This window comes from Reichenbachiella sp., assembly GCF_039941815.1.
Taxonomy (GTDB): Bacteria; Bacteroidota; Bacteroidia; order Cytophagales; family Cyclobacteriaceae; genus Reichenbachiella.
Genome location: NZ_JBDVDW010000026.1, coordinates 211,303 through 236,059, shown reverse-complemented (window position 1 = coordinate 236,059; position 24,757 = coordinate 211,303). Strand labels below are relative to the sequence as shown.

Annotated in this window: 19 protein-coding genes; 12 read left to right on the top strand and 7 right to left on the bottom strand. The window is 41.3% G+C overall.

Translation table 11 applies throughout. From position 1 onward, the window contains the following. Nucleotides 1-4: 4 nt before the first annotated feature. Nucleotides 5-2,161: a winged helix-turn-helix domain-containing protein gene (locus ABJF11_RS05690; protein ID WP_348118686.1), complete on the bottom strand. Its 2,157-nt coding sequence runs from the start codon at nt 2,159-2,161 to the stop codon at nt 5-7. A gap of 201 nt (nt 2,162-2,362) precedes the next feature. Between ABJF11_RS05690 and ABJF11_RS05685 the strand changes: the two genes are divergently transcribed. The 5 genes from ABJF11_RS05685 to ABJF11_RS05665 all read left to right on the top strand — a co-directional run bounded on the left by ABJF11_RS05685 (nt 2,363) and on the right by ABJF11_RS05665 (nt 11,465). Then, the gene (locus ABJF11_RS05685; RefSeq protein WP_348118684.1) at nt 2,363-3,784 is read left to right on the top strand and encodes a serine hydrolase; all 1,422 of its coding nucleotides are present in this window, start codon (nt 2,363-2,365) and stop codon (nt 3,782-3,784) included. 16 nt (nt 3,785-3,800) lie between these two features. Beyond that, nucleotides 3,801-5,069 carry a hypothetical protein gene (locus ABJF11_RS05680; protein ID WP_348118683.1) on the top strand — a complete coding sequence of 423 codons (1,269 nt, stop codon included), beginning with the start codon at nt 3,801-3,803 and terminating at the stop codon, nt 5,067-5,069. Between the two features lie 9 nt (nt 5,070-5,078). Then, nucleotides 5,079-6,392: a hypothetical protein gene (locus ABJF11_RS05675; protein WP_348118681.1), complete on the top strand. Its 1,314-nt coding sequence runs from the start codon at nt 5,079-5,081 to the stop codon at nt 6,390-6,392. A 15-nt stretch (nt 6,393-6,407) separates the two neighbouring features. Then, nucleotides 6,408-7,568, top strand: coding sequence for an MBL fold metallo-hydrolase (locus ABJF11_RS05670; RefSeq protein ID WP_348118680.1), 1,161 nt, complete (start codon nt 6,408-6,410; stop codon nt 7,566-7,568). A 468-nt stretch (nt 7,569-8,036) separates the two neighbouring features. Further along, the gene (locus tag ABJF11_RS05665; RefSeq protein ID WP_348118678.1) at nt 8,037-11,465 is read left to right on the top strand and encodes a M4 family metallopeptidase; all 3,429 of its coding nucleotides are present in this window, start codon (nt 8,037-8,039) and stop codon (nt 11,463-11,465) included. Nucleotides 11,466-11,570: 105 nt separating this feature from the next. On the opposite strand, the gene ABJF11_RS05660 is transcribed toward ABJF11_RS05665, so the two are convergent. The 3 genes from ABJF11_RS05660 to ABJF11_RS05650 all read right to left on the bottom strand — a co-directional run bounded on the left by ABJF11_RS05660 (nt 11,571) and on the right by ABJF11_RS05650 (nt 15,444). Beyond that, complete coding sequence (locus ABJF11_RS05660; RefSeq protein WP_348118677.1) at nt 11,571-12,296, bottom strand: DUF1223 domain-containing protein; 726 nt, start codon at nt 12,294-12,296, stop codon at nt 11,571-11,573. A gap of 45 nt (nt 12,297-12,341) precedes the next feature. Continuing rightward, nucleotides 12,342-13,121 (bottom strand): hypothetical protein, encoded by a 780-nt coding sequence (locus ABJF11_RS05655; protein ID WP_348118676.1) that lies wholly within the window; start codon nt 13,119-13,121, stop codon nt 12,342-12,344. A gap of 100 nt (nt 13,122-13,221) precedes the next feature. Beyond that, the gene (locus ABJF11_RS05650) at nt 13,222-15,444 is read right to left on the bottom strand and encodes a DUF5916 domain-containing protein (protein WP_348118675.1); all 2,223 of its coding nucleotides are present in this window, start codon (nt 15,442-15,444) and stop codon (nt 13,222-13,224) included. A gap of 203 nt (nt 15,445-15,647) precedes the next feature. Here ABJF11_RS05650 and ABJF11_RS05645 point away from each other — a divergent pair, with 203 nt between their 5' ends. Both ABJF11_RS05645 and ABJF11_RS05640 read left to right on the top strand, forming a co-directional pair. Continuing rightward, a complete protein-coding gene (locus ABJF11_RS05645; RefSeq protein ID WP_348118673.1) occupies nt 15,648-16,709 on the top strand; it encodes a histidine kinase in 1,062 nt (353 codons plus the stop codon). A gap of 2 nt (nt 16,710-16,711) precedes the next feature. Next, a complete protein-coding gene (locus ABJF11_RS05640; RefSeq protein WP_348118671.1) occupies nt 16,712-17,425 on the top strand; it encodes a LytTR family DNA-binding domain-containing protein in 714 nt (237 codons plus the stop codon). Here the strand turns inward: ABJF11_RS05640 and lipB are convergent. Continuing rightward, nucleotides 17,422-18,144, bottom strand: coding sequence for a lipoyl(octanoyl) transferase LipB (gene lipB, locus ABJF11_RS05635; RefSeq protein ID WP_348118670.1), 723 nt, complete (start codon nt 18,142-18,144; stop codon nt 17,422-17,424). The genes ABJF11_RS05640 and lipB overlap by 4 nt on opposite strands. 47 nt (nt 18,145-18,191) lie before the next feature. Beyond that, nucleotides 18,192-19,871: an AMP-binding protein gene (locus tag ABJF11_RS05630; protein WP_348118668.1), complete on the bottom strand. Its 1,680-nt coding sequence runs from the start codon at nt 19,869-19,871 to the stop codon at nt 18,192-18,194. A 259-nt stretch (nt 19,872-20,130) separates the two neighbouring features. On the opposite strand from ABJF11_RS05630, the gene ABJF11_RS05625 reads away from it, so the two are divergent. Continuing rightward, nucleotides 20,131-20,457 (top strand): hypothetical protein, encoded by a 327-nt coding sequence (locus ABJF11_RS05625; protein ID WP_348118666.1) that lies wholly within the window; start codon nt 20,131-20,133, stop codon nt 20,455-20,457. A gap of 53 nt (nt 20,458-20,510) precedes the next feature. On the opposite strand, the gene ABJF11_RS05620 is transcribed toward ABJF11_RS05625, so the two are convergent. Next, entirely contained in the window at nt 20,511-21,110 is a 600-nt protein-coding gene (locus ABJF11_RS05620; RefSeq protein ID WP_348118665.1) for a carboxypeptidase-like regulatory domain-containing protein, read from the bottom strand. Nucleotides 21,111-21,274: 164 nt separating this feature from the next. On the opposite strand from ABJF11_RS05620, the gene ABJF11_RS05615 reads away from it, so the two are divergent. From ABJF11_RS05615 to ABJF11_RS05600, 4 genes are all read left to right on the top strand, one after another. Continuing rightward, complete coding sequence (locus tag ABJF11_RS05615) at nt 21,275-21,649, top strand: metalloregulator ArsR/SmtB family transcription factor (RefSeq protein WP_348118664.1); 375 nt, start codon at nt 21,275-21,277, stop codon at nt 21,647-21,649. After that, nucleotides 21,646-22,359, top strand: a complete 714-nt coding sequence (locus ABJF11_RS05610) for a YjjG family noncanonical pyrimidine nucleotidase (protein ID WP_348118663.1) — start codon at nt 21,646-21,648, stop codon at nt 22,357-22,359. The genes ABJF11_RS05615 and ABJF11_RS05610 overlap by 4 nt, the downstream gene beginning before the upstream one ends. A gap of 66 nt (nt 22,360-22,425) precedes the next feature. Next, nucleotides 22,426-24,042, top strand: coding sequence for a HAMP domain-containing sensor histidine kinase (locus tag ABJF11_RS05605; protein WP_348118662.1), 1,617 nt, complete (start codon nt 22,426-22,428; stop codon nt 24,040-24,042). Nucleotide 24,043: 1 nt separating this feature from the next. Continuing rightward, nucleotides 24,044-24,739, top strand: a complete 696-nt coding sequence (locus ABJF11_RS05600; protein ID WP_348118661.1) for a response regulator transcription factor — start codon at nt 24,044-24,046, stop codon at nt 24,737-24,739. Nucleotides 24,740-24,757 lie beyond the last annotated feature (18 nt).

Genomic DNA, 24,757 nt, shown 5'->3' with positions numbered 1-24,757 from the left:
TTGCTTATTGATAGAACGCATACCCAGAAGCTCTAGACTTGATTGCGGGATTGAAAATGGTAGGATCTATTGTGATCATTTTTATATCAGATCTAACCCTATCCATGAGTGTGACTAGCCAGGAATTGCTTGCAGTGTCATAGGTCAAACCGTCGAAAGTATAAGAGACCTGGTAGCTGAAAGATTGATAATGGTGCTGCGTACCATTCTCGATATCGAGATAATACAACTCCGGCTTAGCATACCGGCTGCGTGATATATAGAAGATACGATCATTTACTATTTCCCAATTTCCAATGTCATTGGGGATAAAGCTCTCCACGACTTGCTCCTCCTTTTCTCCCTCCAATTTCCAAATACCCATACTATAAGGCAAACTATAATACAGGACGTCTTGGTAGGGTATCGCTCGAATGCCACCGTTGGTGGTGAGCTGTACATCCAAACTGTCCTTTAGCGTCATTTTTCTGATCTGGAATTCTCCCGATTCATTTGACCCATAATAGATAGCTAGGCCATCTTGAGACCAAATGGGGTAAGTTTCTTCCGCCCTATCCTCAACGATCCTATCTGCCGTTTTGGATTTAATATCAAGTAGATAGACATCGTCATTGCGATCATTATTTATTTCAAATACCAGTTGCTTACCATCAGGAGACCATTGCGGGTGCCGGATGATAGGCCCGTTGAAATCAGTGACTTGTATGCTAGATTCACTGGTAAGGTCTCGAATCCAAATTTCTGCAAAACCAGTTTCCTTTGAGACGTAAGCCAGCTGATTTGTTTTTTCGTGATATGATGGGTTCCAACTGGTATGATTATTCATCAATCGACTACTAAAATTTGTGCTTTGAGGAAGATCCGAAAACTTCCATAGGTTGTAGGACTCATTCCAGGTTTCGAAAATCAAGCGATTGGTTGGGAGGTGATAGTCCAAATTTCGAATAATATCTGAAGACTCATGGAGTGTGGTTTTTTGACCGGATTTAATATGCAGACTTGCCATCCTGAAAGCATAATTTTTGTGCACGTACGAATAGATCAAATGATCGCTGTCTGCCCAGCACACGCCTGTAATCTGCTCTGGCTCCTTGGTAAGATTTATTGAGGAATCACTGTCCATAGTTTTGATCATCAGCCGCCCATAACCCGGAATCAGATGGTAATAAAGCGCATTGTATCTATGAGATCTTATATAGGCTAACGTTTTACCATCTGGCGATATTCTGGGCGAACTGTCACCGATCATTCTAGCTTCAGGTGTCGTAAGTTGAGTTATTTTTTTTGTTTTGATATCGACCTGATGCAAGGCAAAAACTCGCTGTCCAACCAAGCGGTCAGAGTAGATGATCGATGCTCCATCCGGTGTCCATACCATAGCCGAAAGGTTTACTATTGCATGGACAGTGATCAGTTTTTTTTCTGTGCTGTCTACCATACTTTTTAGGATGATCCAGACCTGCTTACCATCGTTTCGAAAGTAGGCTATTTTCTCACCTGATGGAGACCAAACCGGGTCTGTTTCTATATTGTGAGGATTATCTATTTGATTTACCTCTTCGCTGATCAAATTTTTAATATAGATATCCATATTGTTATTGCCGCCGGCTCCAGCAGCAAACATGACCTGTCTTCCGTCAGGAGAAAACCTGGGGACTCGTTCTTGCCCCCAATCGTCTGTTACATTTACCAATCCACCAGTGTCTATTGTACCGCTGGACTTTATGATGTAGAATCCAAAGATGACTAAGCCTGCTAATACTATAAGTAAAGCTATTTTTTTTGGCTTTCTTCTTTTCAATTCTTCGACTAGGCGATGAGTTTGAGTGTATTCTATGGGAGAGAGTAAGATATAGCCAACCGACCTGATGGTATCGATCTTAGGGCCATCTTCGCCGGGCAGCTCAAAGATTTTTCTCAGTACCGAGATGGATTTCATCAACGAGTCTTCCGTGACTACTACATCTTTCCATACGGTTTCCATTAGTGTTTCTTTGGTCACCACCTGACCCTGGTTTTGTGCCAAACAGACCAATACTTTCATGGTTCTCGACCCTATATTATGTTTCCCACTCGAATGAATAATCCTATTTATTTCTGGTAGGATGAGCCAATCACCGATTCGAAAAGGCCTCAATTTCAAGTCAGAACTGCTAATCATGGCGTGGAAATGTCAAAATTCAGTTTTTGGGTTGCTTTTCAGAAAACATTCAGGATTCTTCTTACAGTGTATCATAGCATAATGTCAATATTGTAATGGACATCAAGGCTATAACATTCCAGCCATATAAAAACCTGATATCTATAGACCTTGTTCAGAATAAAATTTACTCAAAAACATTAAGTGTAAAATAATATTTTTATGAAATCCAGTATTCTCTATTTGAGCCTAATCTTATCTGTTTTGAGTGGCTGCGAAGATGACGCCGAAACAGTCGAAAGCCCGCAAATCACATCCTTCAGCCCGGAACTTGGATATGAAAATGATGAGGTCACAATTGTAGGAAAGAATTTCTCCAATACAGCCAGCGAAAACATTGTAAGATTTGGTAGCATTCAGGCGGAGGTTCTATCTGCTACTGCAAGTCAATTGGTGGTGCTCGTACCTGGCGGAGCCTCAGATGGAAGTATCTCAGTCCGAGTGGGATCAGCTTCAGGATCAAGTGAACAAGAATTTATTGTCTTAGTAGATCTGGAGAAGGAAATCAAGACAGCCATGACTAGCACTGATATTCCGTCTTTGGCTATAGCTGTGCTTGATAATGGAGAGGTGATTTATTCAAAGGGATTTGGCCATTATGATGCAGCGCAGACCAAAAATACAGATGAGAATACGTTGTACCTGACTTCGTCTATTTCCAAATTAATCGTCTCTATAGCAGTCATGCAACAGGTAGAGTTGGGCAAATTAAGCCTTGATGAAGACATTGGTGAGCTTGTCGGCTTTGATGTACGAAACCCTAATTTTCCAGACAAGATCATTACTGTTCAGATGGTGATGGAGCACGGAAGCTCGTTGTCCAATCCAGTAGGAGGAGAAATCATTGATGAAGCCTTTTTCGCTCATAAGGCGGATTCTGCCATAGCACTCCATCCCATAATAGAAGATGCTATTACTGCTGAAAGCGAAATCTACAATTCGGGTATTTGGATGAATGTGGAGCCTGGAACATTTCACAAAAATTCTAATTACGGTATCACTCTGCTCGCTTATATGGTTGAGAAACTGTCTGGCCAACATTTTAATGACTATTCCAAAGATCACATTTTGAATCCAATGGGAATGTCATCCTCTAGCTATTATTTTCCTGATATTGATCAGTCCAGATATGCGGCCATTTATGATGGCAACGGGATACCATTTGAACCCTTCTCGCTGTACTTCTATCCAGCCGGAATGCTAGTAACCTCTACGGCAGATTGGCTGAAAGTACTCCAAATGATGATGAATAACGGATCGCTCGAAGGAGTGAAAATTTTGGAAAGCTCATCGGTAGACGCACTGCTAGCTATAAAATATCCTCCAGGGAATAATCTCGCCTATGATTCAAGCATCGGATTGGTATGGAGACAAGCCGCAGGCAGCGACGGCTGGTTGGGTCACACGGGTGCTGGTATTGGCATCACACATGTGACAGAATTTAATCGCGATAAGAACCTTGGTTATGTGATTTTTTCTAACAAATCAGCAAATGGCGGAGTGATCGGCCCAGGGGGTTCTTTGTATGTTAAGGTTCACAAGTGGCTGGGACAGATCGGACTTACCGAATTAAACAACAACTAATCTAAAATCTAGCAATATGAAAAATTACCATTTTCTTCTTCTTTTATTTTTAGCCGCATGCGGTGATTCAGATTCATCCCCGCTTCCAGATTTGAAAGCACCTTCCGGTTTAGAGGTAAGGGATATTTCCAATTTTGGCGATGGCCGTGATTTGCAACTTGGGTTTACTCCTCCCACAGATCTGACATTGATCAAGTCCTTTAGAGCGTATGTTGTGAAAAGTGAAAATGCCGTTGATTTTGATTCCTTGTCTGCTGCTAGTGTTAGTCAGCATTTTCTTGCCATAGACACAGCTGTTGGTTTCACTACAGTCATATTTACTGCCAAGTCCAAGGACGTCGATGGAGATCTTTTGACCGAAGGTCAGGCTTACAATTTATTTGTAAGTTCTGTAGGTACAGAGAACAACGGTTCCCCGCTGTCCAGCACTTCGGTAAATATCACCCTGGAGCAGGTAAGTGCAGTACGGACCATCACCGAAGTAATCAATGCGGGCTCGGGCGGGATGGATATAGACGCTGATGGCAATATCTATATGGGAGATTTTGGTGCTACTCTGGATGCTGGCGGAACAAGTATTTATAAAATCACTCCATCTGGAGAAGTATCAGTTTTCAATAATGCAATGAATGGAGCATCTGGAAACGATTTTGACAAGGAAGGTAACCTGTACCAATCCAGTACGGCGGGCTATATGAGTAAGATTACTCCAGCTGGCGTTGCCAGCACATTTGCTAGCGGTTTTACAGGTGGACTTATTGGAGTATCCGTGCAGGACGATGGACGGTTGTACACCTGCAACTGCGGAGGCAATCTTATCAACGAAGTTTCGGCTGAGGGAGTGATCTCTATCTACGTCGCGAACGACCTATTCAATTGCCCTAACGGAATCGATGTCGATGAAGAAGGTAATCTCTACGTGGCCAATTTTGGCAACGGTGACGTGGTCAAAGTTACACCGGATAAGGAAGTTAGCGTATTCGCTACTATTCCCGGTGGGAACAATGGGCATCTGCTGATTCACAAGGATTTTATCTACGTCGTAGCGCGCAGAGGCAACGCCATCTATAAAGTTGATTTTAACGGAACAGTTGTGCGATTTGCTGGTAGTGGCACCAGAGGCACGGCTAACGGCGGTTTGAGCCAGGCAACATTTTCGTTGCCCAATGACATCGCTATTAGCGCTGATGGCAAAAAAATGTATGTAAATGATGTCGAAGGTAGTAACCCCGATGAGCGGATTATCAGCCCTGTGGTGATTAGAGAAATTGATATAATAGAATAAACAAATCTGATGATGAGACTACTAATCCTCCGAACCATATTATTTCTGATACTTCTAGTCTCTCTTGCTAATTGTGGCAGTGATGAAGACAGCATTGAAGTATTGGACACGACACCAGTAGTTACTGACCTTGTATTGATAGACACCGGCAACAACAATAATGCAGGTGATTTCGAAGTGACGCTCACCTTGCCATCAAATCTGAGTTCGATAGAAGAGCTACGGGTCATTGTTGGCCCAGTGTCCAAAATCAGTGCATTGAGCTTGGCAGAAGCAGAATCATTGGGTAAAGATCAATATGCCAGCTTTGACCCAAAGACAAACTACTTGATCCTTCAGCTTAAAGCAGATCAGCTTGATATTGAAGGGTCTGCCATAGCAGAAGATATCGCATATTCAGTCGTAGTCCTTTCTATTGGTGACCCCGACATGACATTAGCAAATGGCCTATCAAAGGAGTCTAATTCGGTGACCTTGACACAAAGGACAGCACTAAAAACGCTTGCAATTATTGAAGATACAGGAACAGGCGGGATGCAAGTAGACGAAGCAGGCATAATTTATATGGGTGATTTTGGGATAACCTCCAATGGCGGAGGAGCTAGAGTATATAGCATAAAACCCTCTGGTGACTATGAAATATTTGCTAATGGCTTCAACACAGCCTCTGGCAATGATATAGACGCCGATGGAGTCCTTTATCAGGCCAGTTTTTTAGATAATTCTATTTTTCAAGTCGATGAACAGGGTAACACGCAATTGTTCACTAGTGGAACGATATTTAGTGGCCCTGTGGGAATGGCATTTGGTGATGATGGAAAGCTCTATTCCACTAATTATAATAACAACGTGATTGTTCGTACCACTAAGGCAAAGGCATCTGATGTATTTGCCAGATCTTCTTTATTTAATGGGCCCAACGGGCTGGATTTTGATAAGGCTGGAAACCTTTATGTAAGCAACTGGAACAGCGGAGATATCGTGAAAATCCCTGCAGGAGGAGGAGATCCTGAGCTATTGGCCACTACACCTTCAGCCCGCAATGCACATCTCATTTTACATGAGGAAATTATCTACATAGTGGGTAGATCAAATCATGTCATTTATAAGATGGATCTAGAAGGTAAAATCAGTGATTTTGTAGGCTCTGGTTCTATCGGTTTGACTAACGGCCTCGCAAGCGAGTCCTCGCTCTATTTTCCCAATGACATAGCATTTAATGAAGACGGTACCAGGATGTATATCAACCATGTACACCCGTCGGTTACATCTTCTACTACACTAAGTCCTACAGTAATCAGAGAAGTGAGTATTGTAAAATAATCAAAGCAGAAAACCATGAAAAATTTTATCATCATTAGTACAATTATCCTTCTTTTTGTGAATTGTGGAGGAGACGATGAGGAAGCTCCACTCATAGTAGTAGCCGTATCCGACCTCGTCATTGATGATGTCACCAACCATGCCAATGCCAGCGACCTACAGCTCTCTTTTTCTGCACTTGAAGACGAAAGTGGTTTAGCCAGTTACCGCTTTTTTCTGGTGAAATCTAGTGAAGCAAATGCCTTCAATTTGTCCAAGGCTACAAATGTTGGGGATGACTATTTGGAGTTGTCAAAAGGAAAATCCAAACAAAAGACAGAGTTACCATTGGGTTACACAGACATCAGTGGAGAGAAAATCGAAGAAGGGGTAAGCTATACCGGGTTCGTGATGTCAGTAGGTGCAGAAGGTATTGCCAGCGTACTTTCTGAGCCATCCAATGCCATTGCAATCAAACAGTCGTCGATCAAAATCACGTACATAGGCAATGACGGAGTTTATATCTCAAATGGGTCAAAAGCGGTTATCATTGATGCCCTACCAGGAGATCTGTCAGGCTGGTCGCCAATAGCTGGGGGTGTACAATCACAACTTGAACAAGGGTCTGGGGATTTCAAAAATGTAAAAGTGGCTATGGTTACACACGCCCATGGAGACCACGTCAGCTCTACCTCTGTCAATAGGTTTTTGACAGCAAATCCAGATGCTTTCGTAGTTGTACCGAGCGGATTGACTAACTCCATTTCTAGTCAGCCTCAGCTAAGCGACCTGGCACCAGTAAGAGGTTCTTCTGCAGAGGAAATCTATGATGGAATTAAAGTCAAAGTGCTTCATATGAGGCATTTTGACCTTTTTGGAAACGATTTTTCGACTGTCGATAATTATGGATACTTGGTGGAAATAGGAGGCAAGAAAATACTACACCTGGGAGACGTATTTTATTCGAAGGAGAATTTTGAGTCCTTTGATTTGACATCAGAAAATATTGATGTATTGCTTATTCCTACATTCAATGCGCTACTGACGAGTGCCAACAAAGATTTGATAGACGAGTACATCAGCCCCACTAATATTATAGGATTGCATTTGCCCACGTCAACTATCAAATCGGTGGTAAATAATATATACCCTGATGCAAGAGTTTTCAAAACATCGCTCGAATTTGAGAGGTATTAATCACATTCTAAGAGATGGTAGAAACAGCTATCAGGTAGAAAAATGAATATGATTGAAAAAATTATTTCTAACCAGAGAAGCCTCTTGAAAATACTTTTATCGATTTAGTCATCCGAGCAATAAACCTATGAATTTGCCTCTTCGCATTTCAACCTCTCAGAATTTTACTAACGTTCGTTAGTGAAAAAACAGACAATATGAGCTTCAAACGCACTATTTTGTTTTAGTGAATATTAAAATATATATTGAAAGATTATTCTGAACGCAGAATAATCTTTTATAACCCAACTTAACCTACATGACTACGCTATTTAATTCGGAATTATTCGGAATTTTCTATCGAATAAATTGCTATCACTTCATAGATAGTAAATCCCATTTACACACATTTCTCGGATTTTCTTCAGCCTGACCGCGGTCAGCCTGACAAATCATACTAATTACTATATTCAACTAAACCATTTTACTATGAAAAAAGTGTTATCTACACTGTTGATAGCGGTATTATTCTGCTATCAAGGATTTTCGCAAGACAAATCCAAAACATTCATCCAGCTAGAACCTAGCCAGGGAAGGATTCTTAAAACAGAATTGCTCAGGAGCCAATTGAGAATGAATTCGGACGAGGAGATGAGAGCCCTCAGATCCGAAGACGACAAGCTTGGCTATCGTCATGAGAAATTCGAACACTTCTACAGAGGATTCAGAGTAGAAGGATCAACCTACACCATTCACTCTAAAAATGGAGTGGCTACACACATGACAGGAAACTATGCGACCGTAGACGAAGTAGATGTCAACCCATCTCTTTCTAGCGACAAGGCCCTGGATTATGCCAAGTCAGCTACAAACGCATCTGTATTTGCCTGGGAAGGCAACGCCAGTGGACGCGAGGACGTCGTTGAAAAACCTGAAGGCGAACTGGTCATTGTTCAGCGTACAGCGAACGGCTATAAGTCAAGATTGGCTTACAAATTCCATATTTTGGGAGAAAAGCCGTTTGTGAATGCTTACATCTATGTAGATGCTCAGACTGGTGAAGTCGTGCGCTACAATAGTGTAATCAAGCATGCCGATGCCATAGGATCTGCTGCCACTCGGTATAGCGGCACACAGTCTATCCATACCGACAGCAACGCTGGTACTTACCGACTGAGAGACTACTCTCGGGGAAACGGGATTTTGACATACGACGCGACTACAGCCACAAGTGCCAATCAGATAACTGGCGCTCCAAATGGAGCATCGGAATATACAGATAGCAACAATAACTGGACGGCTGCCGAGTTTGACAATGCAGACAAGGACAATGCTGGACTAGATGCACATTTTGCTGCCGAAGCTACCTATGATTTCTTTATGACTAACTATGGCAGAGATAGTTATGATGGAAATGGAGCCGCTATTACAAGTTATGTCAATACAGACATCGAAGCAGTTTTTGGCTATCCATCCGGATATAATGACAATGCATTTTGGACTGGCTATGTGATGGTATATGGCAAAGGGAACAGCCTGGATCCATTGACTACTGTAGACATCACTGCTCACGAAATAGGACATGCGTTCTGTACGGGTACCGCAGATTTGGTATATGAAAAAGAGTCTGGCGCAATGAATGAAGGATTGAGTGATATCTGGGGTGCTTGCGTAGAATACTATGTCAACCAAACCTATGGACTAAATAAGGACATTTGGAATCTTGGTACTGAGATCGGACAGACATTTAGATCAATGTCAAATCCTAAAGGCTATGGAGATCCAGATACCTATGGAGGAACCTATTGGGTAAGCCAAAATTGTAACCCTAGCAATCAAAACGATTATTGTGGTGTGCATACCAACAGTGGTGTGACCAATCACTGGTTTTACGTATTGGCAGCAGGCGAAACCAGCACCAATGATAACAACGACTCTTACAGCGTCACAGGAATAGGCGTGGATGACGCTGCTGCAATTACCTGGAGAACTGAATCTATCTATTTGAATACTACTTCTGATTATGCAGATTTTAGAACATATTCTATCCAATCAGCAGTGGAATTATTCGGTAGCGGATCAGCTCAGGAAATAGCTGTGACCAACGCTTGGTATGCGGTAGGTGTTGGAGCAGAATATGTACAAACCTGTGCACTAGCAGCCCCAGGCAACTTCTCATCATCAAGCATCAACGACAACGGATTTACTCTTTCTTGGAATAGCGTTTCGGGAGCAGCTTCTTACACAGTATCAGTAGGAGGATCTTCTACTAATGTAGCTGGGACTAGCTATGTAGCAAGCGGACTCAATGTAGGTACTCAGTATGCCTGCTCTGTAGTAGCCAATTGTTCGGCTGGAGGAAGCGGTGCCTCTTCCAACCTGAATGTGACTACCACTGGTACACCTCCAGTGAGCTATTGTGCCTCTAACGGCAACAATACTTCAGATGAGTATATCGGTCGTGTGCAATTCAACACAATTGATAATAGTACAAGTGCCTCTGCGGGAGGCTATGGTGACTATACCACTCAGTCGACCACTGTGGCAAAAGGAAGTGCTTACAATATGACGATTACTCCCACGTGGACGGGTACCCTATACAATGAAGGTTACTCCGTGTGGATTGATTACAATCAGGATGGTGATTTTACTGATTCAGGGGAGCAAGTGCTGACACAATCTGCAACTACTGCTTCGCCAATCAGTGGATCTATCAGCATTTCAGCCAGCGCTACCAATGGCAACACCAGAATGAGAGTATCCATGAAATACAATGGAGTACCTACTTCTTGTGAATCATTCTCCTATGGTGAGGTGGAGGATTATACCTTGAATATTGTGACGGGATCAGCCGATACTGAAGCACCGACAGCACCTGGAAACCTGACGGCTTCTAACGTGACTACTTCAAGTTTTGATATGTCCTGGTCTGCCTCGACTGATAATATTGGAGTGACCGGATACAACGTATACGTCGATGGATTCTTAGATGGTTCTACTTCGAATACATCGTATTCGGTGACTGGTGTAGGAGCCAATACCACATACACAGTATCTGTGACTGCCCTTGATGCAGCGAGCAACGAATCACCGGCTTCAGCTATAGATGTGACTACCAATTCTAACGGTGGCGGTTCTACAACTATACTGTCTCACTTCTTCGAAAGTGGATGGGATGGATGGTCAGATGGCGGTAGCGATTGTTTTAGATACTCAGGATCAAGATCTTGGGAAGGCAACTACTCTATCAGAATCAGAGACAACTCAGGTACTGTTTCAGCAATGACCTCACCATCGTATAACGTAAGTGGATATTCACAAATTGATATTGAATTTTATTTCTATGCTTATGGTATGGAGTCTGGAGAAGACTTCTGGGTAAGATTCTATGATGGGTCTAGCTGGCAAACTGTTGCGACCTATGCATCAGGTACTGATTTCAACAACAACACTTTCTATAGTGCCACGGTCACTTTGAATAGTTCGTCTATTAGCTTTCCTACCAATGCGCAGTTTAGATTCCAGTGTGATGCTTCTGCCAATCCAGATCATATATATATAGATGCAGTTACAGTTACTGCTTCTTCGGGATCATCGTTCAGTGGATTTGCGGTAGGCAGCCCTGTTAAAGTGGGCGGAGGATTTGCCGGAGTAGATGGCCCGCTCAACGAAGAACTGTCTGGGGTAAATGAAGACGTAATGATCTTCCCGAACCCTGCGACTAGTTCGATCACTATTAATTCTTGGGACCCAGTGATGAGTCTTACTATTTTTGGAATTAATGGCAATGTGGTCCAGTACATCCAACTAGAAGAAGAGCAAAAAGTAATCGATATTTCTGCTTTGGATAGAGGAATGTATTTTATGCAGATACAAACTGAGGAAGAAACTACAGTTGAGAAATTTATTAAGAAATAAATTCTAAAACTCGTCGTTATCTAGTTCGCAACCTTTATTATTTAATATATAAGACCGGAGAAGGAGACTTCTCCGGTTTTTTTATGCTCCGCCTTTAGGTCTAGCCTAAAGAGTGACTTTGGTCACTGCCGATATTTTAAGCGTATGAGGGTTCTGAACGTAAATCACCACTTCATATTCCGATTGATCAGACAGCTGAGGAAGATCAAATTCTATTTGATCCATGTTTTTGATAGGGGAAGTATAAAAAGCACGTACCACATTTGAGTGAACCAGTGTTTTGTTTCTGTTTTCGCCTCTGGAGACATGATTGGAGGCAGTTTTTTGAACCACAGCGACATTGACGACACCATTCTGTGTTATATTTTGCGAGCTATAGACTAATTGCAATTGCCCTTTGGTTCTTTTCAGATTTGAAATAGCTATTTCAGACTTTTTATTATATACAAAACTTGATTTCAGAGCTGTTCGAAGCTTGTCTTTTTGTGAGCCTACAAATTCGACCTTGCCATCCACAATCATTTGAGGAGTATATATTCGATTCAGATGCATTTTTTTTGCATACCATTTTTGTCTTTCTGTGAACTGTTCTGAACTATAAGGATCTTTCCAACCCAGCCTGTTCCAATAGCTTACATGAAAGGATAATCCATAGATTTCACCTTTGGTTGTGCTTGAATTTACTGCCTCCCTAAGGACGCGATCGGCAGATGGACAGCTGGAGCAGCCTTGCGAGGTAAATAATTCTACAATTGCGATGGGCTGCCCAGAACTTTGGGCAAGATTTTCAACATAGATCAGCAATAAAATGAAGCATGTCAAGTATCTCATTTTATCGAAACACCTATTGGGCCACAATCATTCCCATGATAATAACTATTGTTCCAGAAGCTTGAGAAATTTGGTTTTCAGCTCGCCATTTTCACCCAATTGGGTAAGGACGGCTTGCTGAAGATACTGAGGGATGGTTTGTCCGTCGCTTAGTTTTAGATTCACGTCGTTGAGCATGCTGGTGAGATCGTCGTTCAATAAATCCTTCGCCTTGAGCTCTTCTACGAAATCAGACATGCCGGTAGTTTTACGCACTTTCTTCTCAGCTTTTTTCGTAGGCTGCTCCGGCAGAATTGCATTTTGATTATCAATGCATGAATCATAAATATTGAAAATATTGGCTAAATCTTTTTTCTTCAATTCGCCAGATTCGAGCCTGGTCACTACCTCTTCACATTCCTCAAAAAACTCCATAAATCGTTTTTTAGAAGTCATATTACTCACCTTGTATTGTTCACCCTTCCAGTTGACAAGAAGTTTCATGGCATAGTTGCTATTGGATCCAGCCGCAGGGTCCTTATACAAATATTGCGAAAAGTATTTTCCCTTGACATCGACTTTCACAAACTGGAAGCGCTGGTCTAGCTTGATAGTTTCAAACTGATTGTTTTCTCCCAAAAAAACGACTAACACCTGATAGGCCAAGTAGCTAGATTTTTCTTTTCCCACCTTTACTCGGGCTACATCAGCCTTATAAGGGCCACCATATTCAAGATAGATTTTACCTCTTAAAGTGTCTTGTTTAGTAGTGATGAGCCATTGCTCTTGTGCGAATGACTTAGTAATCAATGCGGACAATAAAAAGGTGAATGCAATTTTCTTCATGCCTAGAAGTTTGATACCCGGCTAAATAAATGAAAAATAATCGTATAGTTTAATGATAATGCTACATCCTGCTGCAAAAGCCAAAATAGGCGCAGTTATTTTAGATGTTGAGCCAATAGGTAAGCTTGAATACCAACCCCCTGTTTTTTGTCTTGAAATCTGATGTAGCGTAGTTGTCCGAGTAGACAAGGAAAAAGTCGGACATAGGTTTGTATCGCCACTGCAAGCGACTGTTGATATTAAAATTTTCATCCTGAGTATTGAACTGCACGAAGGTTGTCCACCACATATTATTTCTCAGACTTATTTCAGCCTTAGGGCCTAGCAAATGAAGTGTGGTTTCACCATATCCCTTATCCAGAGCAATTCTATTCATACGATAGCTAATACTGAATACTCCCCACGGCTGAGCGCGCAGGCTGATTTCCTCGCTGAACTCAATCCGATTACCGTTGAAAAATCCACCAAAATTGAGCTCAGTACGGGAAAATATCTTCTTGAGCTGATTGGTAGAATAGCTGGTGCCCAAAAATGTAAAATTGTACTTATCTACCGGCAGTGGGGTATCCTCTCCGATCAAGTCAGCGGGTACCTGCAATTGAATTGAACTATTAAGCATTCTGAAATAGAATCGAGAATTGTTTTGAAAGATCATTCCGCCATTCACAGAAGTTCTTCGACCCATCAAATTCCCGTTCATATCGTATTCGAATACCGACCAGGTAAAAATCTCTCTGTTTCTATAGCTCGTCTGATCATTTCCGTTCCATACATAGCCTATCCATGGATTGATCGAATGATAGCCAATCCTAATGGTAGTGTCTAGTTCGGCATCGTAATGATGGAGTCTGGGAGTAAATCCCATTTCTGCGATATAATTTTCCCCAACCATATTGTAATTAAAGCCTGCTCGGATATTAGTCCCTCGGTAGTTTCCATTGAGTGATACAAACTGATTGTCGCCCAATCCTTCTTCAGTTGTTGACATGTGCGCTCGTATAGAGCCATTGACGGCCCCGGTGGCAGAGGTATAATTGAATTCTGCTCCGCCAGTTCGATTATATGTTTTTTCTGTACTTTCCTCTTCAGGATAATCTTCTTTATTAGTGAATAGGGCCTTCACAGAGGAGCGCTTGAACACTCGATGCTGAACACTACTCACAAAATAGTTGGTAGGACTGAGCTCCTCCGTGGCTTTGGTGTGTACATCCATAATGCCTACTCGCAAATCGTCTGTCAGATTACCCGATATTCTTGCCCCGAAGGCCACAGGCACCGGTTCATTGTCTTCGTCTATTCCTATTCTTCGTGAGAAAAATGGACGAACACCCCAAGTCCCAAAATCAGCAAATAAATCACTGTTCTCCAGAAAAAACCCCCTTTTCTCAGGGAAAAAGACACTAAATCTCGAAACATTAGTAACCTGCTGATCTACATCAACATTTGAAAAGTCTGGATTCACCGTCAGGTCAAGGCTTAGCGATGAGGTAAGTGCTATTTTCGCATCCATGCCCACATCCAGATTGCTTTCTGACGGCTCATCTTCCTCATGATCACGAGATCTGGAAGTAGACACATAAGGGATCAGTGCCCTATTACCTTTGCTCTTTTTGGGAGGGTTGTCCCAATGTAGCGTCCCGAAGTAGCCCAATTCTATCCCATCAAACGCAATGGGTACGTGTGCCCAGGTAGAATATACATTGCGCTTCATATCATTGCGAATCATGTTGATCCCCCAGATGCTACTGTTTTGATTGTAGCGAAGTGTTTTGAATGGAATGGCCATCTCCACAGTCCAATGGTCATCGTACTGTCGTACCGAAGAATACCACTTATTGTCCCAATTGGAGTCCATATTAGTATTTCCTTGCCTGGCATTGAGTGCAGCTTCCATTTGAGCACCCCCAGCATTTACACCAAAAACATATCCATTGGATTTAGTGTTGATAGGGTCCAGCCCAATTGTAAAACCGTCACTGTCCCAGAAAGCGTCCGTATTATCTCTTTTGAGCGATTGAATGACAATTGTGCTCATGTCCTGATAGCATTCTGCGGCTACATATAAGAATTCGTCGTCGTATGCAAGTTTTACGCTGGTACGGGCCAATGCCAAGCCTGTATCCTGTGGCCATTTATTGATAAAATCTGAGGTTTCCTCGGCGCCTTTCCAGAGTTCTTCGTCTAATATGCCGTCGAGATTGATCACTCCATCGATCTTGGAGATTTTCAGTTGAGCATCCCGATTGTTATTGACATTATTGTCATTTGCAATGGAGGCGTATGTACCCAGCATGACCAGCATGGCTGTCAGTCGATAGATCATCAGTAGTTAGTTGAGTTTACAAAACTAACGGGAGTCAGTTAAGAAGTTTACGGAATGTGACCAATGGTAGTTTTCTAAGGTTATTTGGCCATTTACTACAGCTGGATGTGCTTTATTGATCCATAGCTGACATTCGATAGCTATAAATGGTAGTTTATGGACAATATATGCCAATAATCTATCGAAAACGTATATTTGTCGCAATGGGAAGATTAGAGTCCAGAATCAGAGAATTGTTCAAAAATAGGCTGTTTTGCCATGTCATTTTTTGGCTGAGCTATGTGCTATTCTATGCAGCACTCTGGGGAAGCTATAAAGGTGAATGGAAATTAGCATTAATCGATCAGACTATATACCTACCTGTCAAGATCGTAATCACTTATTATACAATCTATGTATTGTTGCCCAAGTATGTTTTAAAAGGAAAATGGGTCTCTTTCACTTTTCTGCTTATTGCTTCAGCGCTCACTGGAGGGACTATTTATAGACTGATTACATTCTATGTAGAGTACCCACTGTTTTACCCTCAATACCTTTCTGAACCTGTACTTCAAATATTCAAGATTTTCAAAGGTATTGTTCAAATCTATCCTGTGGTCTTCCTGGCTACCACCATCAAAATTTTAAAACACTGGTATGTGAATCAGCAAGACAAGCAGATATTGGCTCATGAAAAACTGGAAGCAGAATTGAAATTTCTCAAGACTCAGATTCACCCCCATTTCCTATTCAATACCCTCAACAACCTATATGCGCTTACGCTAAAAAAATCTGACTACGCACCAGAGGTAGTTTTGAAGCTGTCAGAATTGATCAACTACATGCTTTATGAATGCAATGCACCAAAGGTGCCGCTTGATAACGAGTTAAATTTTATAAAAAATTATATTGAAATCGAAAGAATGCGACATGGTGATAACCTTGATATCCAGGCCATGATCACAGGTGAAACCAGCGGAGTTTATGTGGCTCCTATGATTATTTTACCTTTTTTAGAAAATAGCTTTAAGCATGGAGTAAACGAAGAACTGGAGAAGTCCTGGGTATATCTCAATCTATCCTTGAATGAGAATACCCTGAAACTGAGCATCGAAAATAGTAAAAGTACAACCCAGCGATTAGATGACCACGATCACGGAATTGGATTAAAAAATGTAAAAAGAAGATTGGATTTGCTCTACCGAGATGATTATCGTTTGGATATTGTAGATGGAGCAAAAACCTTTACGGTACTTATGGAAATTAACTTTAGGAAAATAGTCTGAGAATGAAGCTTAAGTGTATTATAGTAGACGACGAACCACTCGCTATCGAGGTTATAGAATCATATGTAGATCGAATTGAATCACTCGAGCTCGTTGGTAAATTTAGAAATGCCGTGAAAGCGTTTGATTTTATACAATCAGCAGAAGCAGTAGACCTAATATTTCTTGATATACAAATGCCAAAGCTGACCGGTATAGAGTTTTTGAAAACACTGCAACATCCACCTAAGGTAATCTTCACCACTGCTTATAGAGAATATGCGCTAGAGGGCTTTGAACTGGAGGTTATGGATTACTTGCTAAAGCCAATCTCATTTGATCGATTTATGAAGGCGGTATCCAAAGTGATAAGTCAGACCATAGGGTCAGAAGCTGAGGTATCTGCCAATAAAGACGGGGATGACTTTATTTTCTTTAAATGTGACAAAAAAAATATCAAAGTAAGTCTGAAAGAAATTCTGTACATAGAAAGTATCAAAGACTACGTCAAGATCAAGACTAACGATAAGGAAGTCGTCACCCATCAAAAAATCAGCGTACTGGAAACCAAACTACCCGTAGCGAATTTTATCAGAGTGCATCGTTCCTTTATTGTTAATATTCCAAAAATAGAGAGCTATTCTGCCAGTGAGGTAGAACTCAACGATGAAAGTATTCCAATCGGAAGAAACTACAAACAAGATGTGATGGCTCGACTAGGTAAGATTGTGCTCTAATCTTCTATCAAGTCAAATTCGAACAATTTGGCTAGGTGCTGTTTTAGCTTATTCTGTACCTTATCCAGATCAGGTTTTTTGCCTAGCTCAAATTCTAAGGAGGTGACTGCCTTGTCATCGATACCACAAGGAACTATATTTTGAAAATAGTTGAGATCCGTTAGTACGTTAAAAGCAAATCCATGCATGGTCACCCATCTGCTTGATTTTACACCTAGAGCACAGATTTTTCTTGCCTTATCAGGATTTTCGATATCAATCCATACTCCGGTTAGTCCGTCGATTCGCCCACTTGTAATGCCATAGTCTGCTAATGTTAATATCACGGCTTCTTCCAGCAGCCTTAAGTACTGATGGATGTCAGTGAAGAAATTATCCAAATCGAGAATTGGGTAACCTACGATCTGACCCGGACCATGGTAGGTAATATCTCCGCCACGATTGATTTTGTAGAAAGAGGCCTGCTTGTCTGCTAAGCCTTTTTCATCCAATAGTAGATGAGCTTGATCGCCAGATTTACCCAGCGTATATACATGTGGGTGAGAGCAAAAAATCAGATAGTTAGGAGTCGATACCTGCTCAGTGACGTCAGCTTTTCTATTGTCTATTTTGAGGGCTACAGTTTTTTCAAACAAATCAGTCTGATAGTCCCAGGCTTGCTGATAGTCAATCAGGCCCAGGTCAATAAATTTTGTTTGCTTATTCAGTACTGCGTTCATTTCGTTTCCTTTAATGGAGCAAAACTACTCACAATATGTTGATCGAACTATACGGGTACGCGCTCCCAGATGACTGTATCAGGAAGCTCATACCAATCACTGAGCTTCTCATCATATAGTTTTTCCAGCACATTCCTTTTCACCTTCAAAGTAGGGGTCAGTATTCCATTTTCTATGCTCCAAGCCTCATTTACGATGATAGCCTTCTTGAGTTTTTCATAACTCACTAAATCTTTTACCACATCCGATATCGTTGTAGAAATGCTTTCCAGAACTTCTTCAGGCGACTTATTCATACCGATTTCTGACAACACGACTAATGCAATGGGTTGAGGAAGGTTTCTCCCCAGCACACAAATTTGCTCTATGTCATTGTTGAGTGCGAAGCCCCATTCTATAGGCCCAGGCACAACGAATTTACCTTTGGCGGTTTTAAAAGTATCTTTTAGCCTCCCAGTAATAAACAAATATCCTTCGTCGTCTAGTTCTCCAATGTCGCCTGTGTGCAAATAGCCGTCACGCACAACCTCCGAAGACAATTCTGGTTCTTTATAGTATCCAGACATGACCCAATCTGCTTTCATACGGATTTCACCAGTGTCCTCATCTATGATGAGATCAGATCCAGGATAGGCCTTGCCCACACTTCCAACTTTGGTTTTCTCAGAAGGCATGATAGTACATACACCATGGTTTTCGGTCATTCCATAAAGTTCCAGGAGAGAGATCCCGATCTTCTCATACCAGTTGAGAAGTGGTTTTGGACACGGCGCAGCAGTTGTTATGACTATTTCAGCTCGATCGAGCCCGAGTCCTCTTCTGATTTTCTTTTTAATGAGAGCCGAAAGAATTGGGATTTTTAGCAATAAATTAAGCCTACGTTGAGGAAGCTTGCCCAATACACCAAGTTGAAATTTTGACCAGATACGCGGTACTCCGAAAAAGATAGTCGGTCTGGTGTCCTGTAGGTTTTTTAGGAATGTGTCCAGAGATTCTACGAATGATATGGTACCTCCTGAATATATAGCTGCTGTTTCTACAGCCACCCGTTCTCCCACGTGACAAAGAGGCAGGTAGGAAAAAAGAATATGAGGCTTTGAAATAACTTCTATTACTTTTTCAATCGCCCTCACTGCCAGGCGATAGTTGTCATGGCGCAGCATCACACCTTTAGGTGTACCGGTAGTGCCAGAGGTATATAGGATGGCGACCAAGTCACTACTGGCTGGTACAAAATTTTCCTCGATCGGTTTTGTATTTTCTAGCACGGACTCCCAGCTGACATAGTTGGTCTCCGTGCTTAGTGGAAGTGCGATACCCAGTACATCATCAGGCACTCCACTTTTCATCGCGTCCCAGTCATCCAACTTGCCAGTAATAATCACCTTGGCTTCTGCATGCACTATGATTTCGTTGAGTTGTGTAGCAGTGAGTGTGGGGTAGAGCGGTACAGAGACGTGCCCAGCCATAGTAATAGCCTGATCAGCAAGTATCCAATGAGCACAGTTTTTGGAGACCAGTGCGATATTACTACCCGGCGCTAACCCAAGCTGCTTTAGATAGGCAGCCATTTTCCTTATCTGATCTATCGATTCGCTCCAGGTGTAAGTGATCCATTGATCACCCAGAGGTTGCTTTAAAAACACATCATTGGGTTTTTTTTGTTCCCAGTAATACAGCATCTCTGTTAAAGTGGGAAGATTATCGATATCCAGTTTTGACTTCATCAAGATTTATTTCGGATTGAATCCAACAATATAATTCAAAGCTCAAAACCATCATACTTAAGAAAGGAAAAAAGTACGTCATGCCGGGCTAAAAGGTTTTCTGTACAGGATTGAGCCATTTTCTGTACAAAAATGAACAGTATGAGTATGCTTTTTTACAGTGATAAATTGGTAACTATCTAATAATCAATAATATAAGAATATTGGCATTGGTTTGGCATAAAAGCAGACAAGGTCAATTACTCAAAATATATTACTCATGAAAACATACACCTATTTACTCGCATTTACCCTGGTGGTTTTCAGCTTTGGACTCAAAGCCTACCCAGGAGAAAAAAATAACAATGAGGAGAAATCATCTCAAACTGAGATAGTCGACATTGTAGATACAGAGAATCTTAACCTGGAAGAGTGTGTGGCGTGCCCAGCGCCAGTGCAGATTTTTGACAAAGATTTCAATCTTATCATGACTGGTGAAATGACTCCGATGCAAGAAGCCAGCAGTCAACAATTGGTTGTACTTCTTGGTCAAAGCAATTTAATTATGGACTCGGGTACGGCTCTAATATATCAGATAGAGGAATAAAAATAATAGTTTACGGTTGGTTGATGAAAAGGAGCAATTAGTTGCTCCTTTTCTTATTTCTTCCGTTTTTTATGATCACCTCGTTTCAGAGATTTGATAAACTCACCCCAGGCAAAAGGGTTGAGTAGAGGTACAGAGGTAGTCTGGAATCGACTGTTGTACGTTACCATCTGCTGGTTTAAATAATTGTTGTAGTTGTTACCCGAATTCATGGGTAGGTTTTTGTACATTTTGTTCAACATGGCCTGATCAAGACTCTGCTGCATGTTTTTGTACTGGTATTGATAAGGGACTTCCATAGCTAGAATAGCCTCCTTGAGCAGCTCTTCAGTAGGGTAAGGATAGATTTCCACCTCAGAGAGAAAGGTAGTGTCCGGAGAGAGCTCTATGATTACCGTATAGTTGTCGCTGTCTCCTTCGGGAATAATAAGGTGCATTTTCTCATAGCCCACCGCGCTGATGATTAGGCTGTCCTTTTCCAATGCAGGCATAGAGAAATATCCATATGGATTAGATGTGGTTCCTCGTCCACCTTTTGGTACAAATATATGCACACCGGCTACACCTGAGGTGCTGTCCTCTCCCACGACAATCCCTGAGAATTGAATAATTTTTTTATCATCCTGAGCCTTTACGACAAATAATAATGACATGAACGCGAGGAGGAGGAAGGTTGCTAATAAGTGTTTCACCAATTCTTTTTCTTTAATAAATGCTAATTTGCACTTGATGGTTTTCTTCAATTACAAAACTACACAATAATTCAGCAATCTTTTGGTATCAGGCCTTTGGGGCCCGACAAATAAATGACGAATCTATGCAATTAAAGCATTTTAACATTCAATTTGGCTCCCAGATTTTCAAGTCATTTTCTGAGGAGGCCCGTGTGAGAATTATGTATCTCCTGTTTAATCAAAACGAACTTAGTATTTCAGATATCGAACATGTGCTGGAATTTACTCAGACCAAAACCTCAAGACATATTTCCTATTTAAAACACGCTGGCCTGCTAAATTCAAGAAAGAAGGATCAATGGGTATTTTATCAAATCAAAGAGGAAGTAATGGGAATGGTATCTCAGATTTTTGAGTTTTTGAATAAAGATCAGCAGTTGCAAAAAGATTTGGAAACCCTCAATGTGCTTCACTCCAACAGGGAGCTATCAATAAACAAAAAAACAACTCACTATTGAAATCTTACAAACACCTATTCTTTGACCTCGACCACACTTTGTGGGATTATGACGCCAATGCGTCAGAAACCTTAATCGAAATATACCAGAACTTCGACATGTCAAAGTATGGCGTAACGGACCCAGAGAGATTCCGCGATATTTTTTTCCAAGAAAATGACAAATTGTGGGCCGCTTTAAATGTTGGTAAAATTGATAAATTCTATCTTAGAAATAATCGATTTCGGATTGTAATGGAAGCAGCTAATGCCGATATGTCCGGTGTCAATGATGACTTACTCATTGAGCTAAACAATACCTTTTTGACCTCGTGCTCCCGTAAAAAGAAGGTCATCGACGGTGCATTCGAATTGTTGGATTTCTGTCAGGACAGATTCGGATTACACATCATTACCAACGGTTTTGAAGATGTGCAATCAATTAAACTAGAGTCTTCTGGCCTTGATAAATATTTTGATAAAGTAATCACTTCAGAAAAGGCAGGGCATAAAAAACCGAACCCTGGGATTTATACCTATGCATTAAAGCATTCTGGTGCCGAGTTAGATCATTCTCTAATGATTGGGGATAATCTGAATACGGATATCAAAGGAGCCATCAGCTTTGGAATGGATCAGGTCTACTTCAATCCCGCGAAAATAAAACACGACGAACAAGTCACTAGGGAAATTACTCAGTTATCTGAGTTGATGGGCCTACTTGGTGGATGAGCCTAAGCTTAGAGTTAAAAAAAGTTAAATGCTGACCTATGCGCTGTCAAAAACGTAAATTTGGGGATGAATAAAGTGGCTATTCGCTGGTTGATTGTGGCTATGGGGCTCTCCCTGGTTGGGTTGATAGTTTTTCAGGTCTACTGGATTGGGAGTATTGTAAGTGCAAATGAAGAGGCATTTAAGCGAGATGCACAGGATGCCTTGACAGCTGTGGCTCAAAAACTGGAAAAGAAAGAGGCTATGGTAGTTACAGTTGACAACTTCCATACAAATTTCGCCTTTAAGAGTCCATCTGATACGGATTCCACCAGAGTTGAATTAATAGAAAGCACTTTCGAGAAGAAAGTGATCCAGGTACAAGATTATGCTAAGGACTCCATTAATAGACCCGAGTGGCTTAGCTTTTATTTCGACTCGGAGAAAGACAATCCCAAACTAAAAAACGTGTCTATTAGGATGAAGGAAACTTTGCCTGATGAACCTGATGCCGCCATTTATATCATGAAAGGAGAGGTAGATTCGATTATTTCTGATAATGAGGAGTATCAAAAACGATTGAAACGTATTGCTAAAAAAAGCGAGTACGTCCAGCTGGCTATGCACGAACTTTTTGCCGGCACCAAATCGCTGGAAAGTAGAGTAGACCTCAACGAGGCAGATTCCTTATTGAAAAGTAGCCTGCTTGATCGGGGGATAGAACTCCAGTATGATTTTGGAGTATTTGATCCTCTCGTAGATAAATTTACATTTGAAAGAATCCATGATAACCGGGATGAGCTCCTGAATTCAGACTTGAGAGCAAGCCTCTTTCCAAATGACATCATGGGGGAAGCCGGCTACCTTATCGTCAGATTTCCGGACCAACAATCCTATATATTGAGCAAAATATGGGTTACCCTTCTTTCATCGCTAGTATTCATTATCATTATTCTGGTATGTTTTTCTTATGCGATTCGTACAATTTATAGACAAAAAAAGCTCTCGGAGATTAAAAATGATTTTATTAATAATATGACCCATGAGTTCAAGACACCGATATCCACGGTATCACTAGCTTGTGAGGCCTTGAGAGACGATCAGATTCGAAATACCAAGGGATTGAACGAGCGGTATCTGGGCATCATTCATGATGAAAACAAGAGGCTCGGTTTGCAGGTAGAAAAGGTGTTGCAAATGGCTGTCATCGAGCGAAACGATTTTGATCTCAAACTTGAAGAAGTAAATGTCCATGATATTATAGAAAAGGCTATGAGCCATATCCATCTTCAGGTATCCAGCAAAGGCGGCAATATATCCAAAGACCTGAAAGCTATCAATCAGACGGTCTTGGCAGATCAAATGCATCTCACCAATATCGTTTATAATCTCCTGGACAACGCTAACAAATATTCCAAAGATAGGCCATCTATCAAAATCATGACTCTGGACAATGCCAAAGGCATTGTGATTAAAATTGTGGATCAAGGGATCGGAATGTCAAAGGATGTAATCAATAGAATCTTCGAAAAGTTTTATAGAGTGCCTACCGGCAATCTTCATGATGTAAAAGGATTTGGACTTGGCCTGGCATATGTAAAAAGTATGATCGAAGCACACGGCGGAGATATTCAGGTGCAGAGTGAATTGAAGAAAGGAAGTGAATTTACGGTGTTCATACCCTACCAATTAAACAATCTATGATATGAGTAAGATTAAAATTCTTCTGGTGGAAGATGACCCAAACCTTGGACAGATATTGAATGAGTATCTGCAACTCAAAGGATATGATACCGTTTTGTGTGAAGATGGCGAATCTGGGCTTGAGGCCTTTCAGCAAGACAAGTTCGATTTTTGTATTCTTGATGTGATGATGCCAAAGAAAGATGGTTTTAGCTTAGCTAAGGACATCCGGGCAATGGATAGACAGACTCCATTGATATTTCTTACGGCCAAATCTATGAAGGAGGACACTATTGAGGGGCTAAAACTCGGAGCGGATGACTACCTGACCAAGCCTTTTAGTATGGAGGAGCTGCTTCTTAGAATAAAGGCAATCCTAAAAAGAACCAATAGCAATGGTGGCGCCAAATCCGGAATATCCTCTTATCAATTGGGGGATCTACTTTTCAGATATGATAAGAGCGTACTTGAACGGCCATCAGGTGATGTGAAGTTGACTTCCCGCGAAAACGAACTACTAAAATTATTTTGTGAACACTTAAATGAGACGTTGGACCGGAGCGTAGCACTCATGGCTATTTGGAAAGATGATAGCTACTTTAATGCGCGTAGTATGGATGTATATATTGCAAAACTTCGAAAATATCTGAAAGAAGAAGAGTCTGTACATATCCTCACAGTCCATGGGCAAGGATTTAAGCTTGTAAAAATAGACTAATTTTGTTATCTTGTGTAT